The 3,349-nt window shown below is 33.7% G+C and carries 5 protein-coding genes; 1 reads left to right on the top strand and 4 read right to left on the bottom strand.

Annotated features, from left to right (window positions below; translation table 11 throughout):
* Positions 1 to 508, bottom strand: a 508-nt coding sequence (locus BTHERMOSOX_RS09875) for a magnesium chelatase subunit ChlI family protein (RefSeq protein ID WP_138120996.1), incomplete at its 3' end; no start/stop codon positions are given.
* Between BTHERMOSOX_RS09875 and BTHERMOSOX_RS09870 the strand changes: the two genes are divergently transcribed.
* The gene (locus tag BTHERMOSOX_RS09870; RefSeq protein ID WP_138120994.1) at positions 489 to 878 is read left to right on the top strand and encodes a helix-turn-helix domain-containing protein; all 390 of its coding nucleotides are present in this window, start codon (positions 489 to 491) and stop codon (positions 876 to 878) included. The two genes, BTHERMOSOX_RS09875 and BTHERMOSOX_RS09870, sit on opposite strands and share 20 nt — an antisense overlap.
* Before the next feature lie 22 nt (positions 879 to 900).
* Here the strand turns inward: BTHERMOSOX_RS09870 and BTHERMOSOX_RS09865 are convergent, their stop codons facing one another.
* Genes BTHERMOSOX_RS09865 through BTHERMOSOX_RS09855 form a run of 3 tightly spaced genes read right to left on the bottom strand, consistent with a single transcriptional unit; the run spans position 901 to position 3,116 of the window.
* The gene (locus tag BTHERMOSOX_RS09865) at positions 901 to 2,619 is read right to left on the bottom strand and encodes a ShlB/FhaC/HecB family hemolysin secretion/activation protein (protein WP_138120992.1); all 1,719 of its coding nucleotides are present in this window, start codon (positions 2,617 to 2,619) and stop codon (positions 901 to 903) included.
* Positions 2,604 to 2,921, bottom strand: a complete 318-nt coding sequence (locus BTHERMOSOX_RS09860; protein ID WP_212744652.1) for a hypothetical protein — start codon at positions 2,919 to 2,921, stop codon at positions 2,604 to 2,606. Before BTHERMOSOX_RS09860 ends, BTHERMOSOX_RS09865 begins: the two co-directional genes overlap by 16 nt.
* 21 nt (positions 2,922 to 2,942) lie before the next feature.
* Positions 2,943 to 3,116, bottom strand: a complete 174-nt coding sequence (locus BTHERMOSOX_RS09855) for a hypothetical protein (protein WP_171004734.1) — start codon at positions 3,114 to 3,116, stop codon at positions 2,943 to 2,945.
* Between the last annotated feature and the right edge of the window lie 233 nt (positions 3,117 to 3,349).

The following is a 3,349-nucleotide window of genomic DNA, read 5'->3' as shown; positions in this document are numbered from 1 at the left end:
ATCCATTATGTCGACGATACCCAATTACTTCAATCAAATACTGCTGTTCAACAACCTGAGAATGATCTAAATCAGCAATGGTTCTAGTCACTTTTAAAATTCGATGATAAGCTCTTGCTGAAAGTTGCTTATTATCGGCATTCAAAACAATCAATTTATCTACTTCATCAGTATTAAGCTGATCGTTTAATTTACCTTGTCTTTGCAGCTGCCTATTATAACAATCAAGTACGCGAGCTCTGATTGTTTCACTATTTTCTATGTTCTCATTTTGCTGGGATAGTAACACCTCTTTAAGCAATGGTGGCACATCTAAAACCATATCAATACGATCCAACAATGGCCCTGAAATTTTGTTTTTGTATTTATCTATTTGGTCTCTAGTGCAATGACATTTGGTCGTGCCATCGCCATAATATCCGCAAGGGCAGGGTTTCTGTGCCTTGTTGCCCTCCCTCGTATTTGTTGTTCCAAAGCCTATTGCAGGTATGCCTAAAGAATTAATCACACTGGGCGACCATATTAAAAAGAAAAGGTTGGAAAATAATTTGTTTCAAAAAGATGTTGGAAAAATCATAGGAACTGATAATTTTACAATAGTTAATTGGGAAAAGAATAGCACTAAAAATATTCCTGCAAAATATTATCCTAAGATTATGAAATTTTTAAACTCTTGTCCTTTAATCAACAATACAAAAAAATCACCAACTACATTTTCAGAAAAAATTAAACTTCACAGACTCCACCAAGGGCTGAATCAAAAACAATTTTCTCAACTGCTTGAAGTTGATTCAACCACTGTTAAATTTTGGGAAAGTGGAGAGAGAAAGCCTTCGGAAAAAACAGCTGAGAAATTGAAAGTGATTATCGGTGGATAAACTAATCTTGAATTTGGTTTTTTTAAAATTTATAACTAACCGTAAAATAACTCGCACTATTCTCATTGATAGAATTTGGTTTTTTCAAGTTTTTAGCCACTGTTAATTCAACCTCAATATCTTTATTTTGAAGTTTAATTGAAACACCAGTGCCTGACAAAGTTTGATAGTCTGATGAATTTGGATGAATACGACCATAATCAAAAAATATCGTGCCAATTATTTTACTGTTATCATTTGTTTTATTACCCAGCCATTGATTTAAGTTAGCCGATAAATTATTTTGAATATAAAACCCTGATTTTGCAGCTATCGACTCATCTTTAAAACCTCTAACACTGCCTTGTCCACCAATGCTAAAACTTTGTGCGGCGAACAACTCATCTTCACTGATTTGCATATTTAAGCTACTCATTAAATTAAATCGCTTTTTGTTTAATTCTAAAGGTTTTGCATAATAACCATAGAATTTGAATAAACTAAATTGTGCTTTGGCATCTAATCCAGACTCATCATCATTTAACGCATCAAAAGCATCGATACCTCGATTGACACTTGGATTTAAATACAGTGTTGACTTATCACTGAGTTGAAAACTATGCTCATACCCCAAAGACAAAACACTGAGTTTTCTAGAGCCGACTTCATTTTTAGTGATAATACCTCTTAATTTAGAATAGCTCTCTTCGTCACTCAAACTTACCCCCAATTTGATTTTGTTATCTTGCTCATTGGTCTTGTTTAGATATTTTGTTAGATAAAAGTTTTTGGTTGTGGTGTTGCCAAATGAATAAAAAGTATCGCCCGTTGTTAGCACTTGATTGGTGTCGTAGTCAGACTTTGTTGCGTTGTAATTAAGCAAATAATCTCTATAAGGAAAAGACACATCCAAGGTGTAGGCATTTGAATCTTTCTTGTCTTTCTCTGCATGGGCAGGAAAAGCATAATTAAACGACCATTTGGACAGTGGAATCAAAAAATCATCCCAATCTGCGTTCAGCTTCATCTTGTCAACACCTGTTGACTTGGAACCTGAGTTATCCAAAGTAATGCTAAATGGCTGATAATCTTGTTTGTTATCATCAATAATAATCTCGGAGTGATATTGTTTTTTACTGGGCTTAATGCTTAGTTTTGCTTGATGAGAATTTAATCGATTGACATGATTAACACGCTTGTTGATGTCATTGATATTCAAGGGCTTGCCAATCAAGTCATCAAAAATTAACTGCCTTGCAAAATCTGTATTGTCAATGACTCGTGAGTTAAAGCTGACTGAATCTGTAAAACCTGTTTCAATACTAATATCTAAAATGCCTTGTTTAAGTTTAGTTTGTGGAACGCCAAGTCCCACTTTAGTGGTAACAAAACCATTATTCTGATAGATATTTTGCAATTCTTTAATCAGTTGGTTGATTTGCTTAACGCCAAGACACCTGCCTTGATATTCTTGCTTAAGGTCACGAATTAACTGAGCATCTATTAAATTTTGTTTTGAGGTGTTGATTTGCTTGATATTGACACATTTACTTGAATCGACAATATTAGTTCCAATCTTTTGCCTTGGCATTACCTGCTGTTTTGTTTTTAGCTTAAATTGTTCCTTTAAGGATTTTTCAAGTTCTAACTGTTGCCTGTCTTGCGCTTGCTTTCTTTGAATATCATCATTGACATCGGCAGCAGCAATAAGGCTGATAAGTAAACTTAACGACACAAATACAACTTTTAATTTTTTAACCATTTGCTCTTAAATAACCTTTTTAATAAAAAGAAGAAAAACACAATCCAAGCAATCACTGACACACTCACTAAAAACAAATGGGATAAATCACTACTAGTTCCATCAAATAATCCACAATTAACCTGAGTAGTTACGCAATTAAGATACACACCTGTATTGACACTTGTGCTTAAAAAGAAACTGACTGCCAGTAAACTAACAGCAAATAACAAAATCTTGTATAAGGCTTGCTTGTCGAATCCAACGCTTTTGACGTAATAAAAAGCAACTGGAAACAGCAAGGTATGAACAACAAAACTCATCCAGTCATTAATGACTACCATCTAATCTCTGTCTTCTAATAAATAATCCAGTAAAGTTAGGTTGTAGTCCAAATTAAATATAATCGCAAACAGTTCAACATACCAAGCAATCTCGGAAGTGGCGGTTACCAAAACCAAAGTCAGTAAGGCTTTATTATTAGTGTAGATTCCAAAGGCTAAAATCAACCATGCCAAATTACAATACCAAAATCAATATTTTACCCCCCCAAAATGGGATTTTTAAGGTTAAAATGAAACTTTTTAGAAAGCCAGCCTAAAATAATATTTAATGTACACACTTAAAAAGTCATTCACCCTGTTTTTAATACTAAGCCACATAAACGCTTTTGTATTAAGTAGTATGGGTAGTGTTTATGCAGCCAATCAAGTTGTAGATACTACCAAAAGCCCAACGACTTTTATAGATA

The sequence above is a fragment of the Bathymodiolus heckerae thiotrophic gill symbiont genome (assembly GCF_900128515.1).
GTDB lineage: Bacteria > Pseudomonadota > Gammaproteobacteria > PS1 > Pseudothioglobaceae > Thioglobus_A.
Note: the sequence above shows the minus strand (reverse complement) of the source record. Positions and strands in the feature narration are given on the sequence as shown.

Bases quoted from the DNA above. Each gene is read 5' to 3' on its own strand.
- BTHERMOSOX_RS09860 (WP_212744652.1), bottom strand. From the start codon at position 2,921: ATGAGTTTTGTTGTTCATACCTTGCTGTTTCCAGTTGCTTTTTATTAC.
- BTHERMOSOX_RS09870 (WP_138120994.1), top strand. From the start codon at position 489: ATGCCTAAAGAATTAATCACACTGGGCGACCATATTAAAAAGAAAAGG.
- BTHERMOSOX_RS09865 (WP_138120992.1), bottom strand. From the start codon at position 2,619: ATGGTTAAAAAATTAAAAGTTGTATTTGTGTCGTTAAGTTTACTTATC.